Annotated in this window: 2 pseudogenes; one reads left to right on the forward strand and one right to left on the reverse strand. The window is 40.0% G+C overall.

Features of this window, described 5'->3' with window-relative positions:
* Positions 1–138: 138 nt before the first annotated feature.
* Positions 139–415: pseudogene (locus WS44_RS10205) on the reverse strand (family 1 glycosylhydrolase); the annotation flags it as partial.
* Here WS44_RS10205 and WS44_RS09420 point away from each other — a divergent pair.
* A pseudogene (locus WS44_RS09420) lies at positions 401–1208 on the forward strand (PTS transporter subunit EIIC); the annotation flags it as partial. The pseudogenes WS44_RS10205 and WS44_RS09420 overlap by 15 nt on opposite strands.

The following is a 1208-nucleotide window of genomic DNA, read 5'->3' on the forward strand; positions in this document are numbered from 1 at the left end:
ATTGTTCGATAACAGATACGAAGCTGACAAGAACAAGTAAAAATTATTTGAAGATAAGAAAAACGACTAGTCTAATTGACTAGCCGTTTTTTTCATATGAGAGAATTTTTGAAATAAGTAGTTGTAAGCACAAATATTTTATAATTTAGTTCCGTTAGATGCAATGACCTCCTTGTACCAATCAAATGAATCCTTCTTGTAGCGTTTCATTGAGCCACCACCATGGTTATCTTCATCAACATAGATAAAACCCGTAACGCTTGTTCATTTCGCCGGTAGATACACTTACTAAGTCGATGCATCCCCATGGTAAGTAGCCAATCAAATCTACGCCATCTTCAGTAACAGCCTTCTTCATTTCTTCAATGTGACTGCGCAAATATTCAATGCGGTAGTCATCATGAATCTTGTGATCAGCCGTCATCTTATCGTTAACACAAGACCAATCACTGCCTTAAAGAATGGTATGCTTTTATCATTACCATTCATCATGATTGGTTCCTTGTTCTTACTTTGGGCGTCATTTCCGGTTCCGGCTGTTGCTAACTGAATGAACCAAACAGGTTTGACTCCATTCTGGAACCAAGCTTATAATGCGTCATTTGGTATTGTATCTGTATTTGCCGTTGTAGGTATTGCCTACCAATGGGCTAAAAACGAAGGAGTCGAAGGACTTCCAGCCGGAATGACTGCTTTCGTAGGATTCTTAATTTTGATGAATTCTACTACTCCAGTTATGAACGGTGCTAAGACAGTTGTTTCAGCTCAACAAGCTCCAACTCTTTTACAAGGATTCATCGACCGTACTTGGCTTGGTGGCCAAGGGATGATCGCCGCAATCATTGTTGGTTTGATTATCGGTTGGATTTACACTTGGTTTGTTAAGCACAAGATTACTATTAAGTTGCCTGAACAAGTTCCACCTGCAGTAGCCAACTCATTTATCGCTTTGATTCCTGCAGCTGTATTAACTGCAATGTGGTTATGTGTCTACATCTTCTTTGAAAAAGTGGCTCACACTACTATGACTCAATGGATTTACACCACTATTCAAACACCACTTCAAGGTATAACTGACTCATTTGGTGGTATTGCCGGCCCAATCTTGGGTGCCAACGCTTTGCAAAACGCAGCTATCTTTAAGAAATACGGTTACGTAGACGCTGCACACGGTGGTCACATCGTTATTCAAGGTTTGTTTGACCAAT

Origin of the sequence: Lactobacillus sp. N54.MGS-719 (genome assembly GCF_000980505.1) — a bacterium.
GTDB lineage: Bacteria > Bacillota > Bacilli > Lactobacillales > Lactobacillaceae > Lactobacillus > Lactobacillus amylovorus.